Source organism: Streptococcus sp. GMD1S (assembly GCF_000296875.1).
Taxonomy (GTDB): domain Bacteria; phylum Bacillota; class Bacilli; order Lactobacillales; family Streptococcaceae; genus Streptococcus.
In genome coordinates this window covers 1-909 of record NZ_AJQY01000199.1, presented here as the reverse complement: position 1 = coordinate 909, position 909 = coordinate 1, and the positions used below count along the sequence as shown (strand labels likewise).

The following is a 909-nucleotide window of genomic DNA, read 5'->3' as shown; positions in this document are numbered from 1 at the left end:
ATAGAACCAAGTATCCTTGATTTTGACCCAGTTGTTTTCTGCCATAGCTCCACTCTTCTTAAAGAGGTAGCCCTTGAAGGTTGTTTCGCTCAACATCCTTCCTTCTTTGTCAAAATAGTACCAAGTACCCTTGATTTTCTCCCATTTGTCTTGAGAGATTTTTCCTGACGGCAGAACGTAGTACCAAACGTGATTGACCTCTTGCCAACCTTGAGATACCATGGCTCCACTTTGACCTAAGAAATAGCCATCAATGCTTGTATTGCTGAGCATGATTCCAGTTTGGTCAAAATAGTACCAAGCACCATTGATTTTTTTCCAAGCATTTTGAGTTAATCGTCCAGAAGGAGCAGCGTAATACCATTGATTCTCCAATTTGGTCCAGCTATTTTCCACCATAGCACCCTCTTGGTCAAAGGCATAACCTTTATAGATAGTGGACTGGAGACGGTCACCATTTTGGTCGAAGTAGTACCATTTGCCTTGAATTTTTTTCCAGTTCACTGCAGGTTGGTCATCTTGGTAGAAGCGCCAGTGGTAGTTTTCTTGGTACCAGCCCTCTTTTTTGGGTTTGGCTTCTTGCGCATCTACTTTTGGAAGAACTTCGGGTTCTGTATTCTCCTTAACAATAGCATCTTTTTGATCATCTTTGGATTGCTTTTCTTTAACAGCAGAAGGAGTTTGTGATTGGTTTTCTTCTGCAGAGACGGGAGCTAATATAGATCCTGCTATTGACAGAATCAGAGCACTGGCAAGTAGTAACTTTTTCACTTTCTATTTCCTAACTTTTTCTCTTTCCCTTTTAATCTTTATTTTTTATCAATTATCGAATTGAACTTCTTCTAGTAGATACTCGATAAAGCGTTCGCCCATCTTAGACAGGCTGGTTTTTTCATGCTGGATATAGAC

At 40.3% G+C, this 909-nt stretch carries 1 pseudogene; it reads right to left on the bottom strand.

Annotation, left to right across the window (positions count from 1 at the left end):
* Nucleotides 1-771: pseudogene (locus tag GMD1S_RS08265) on the bottom strand (N-acetylmuramoyl-L-alanine amidase); the annotation flags it as partial.
* Nucleotides 772-909: the final 138 nt, after the last annotated feature.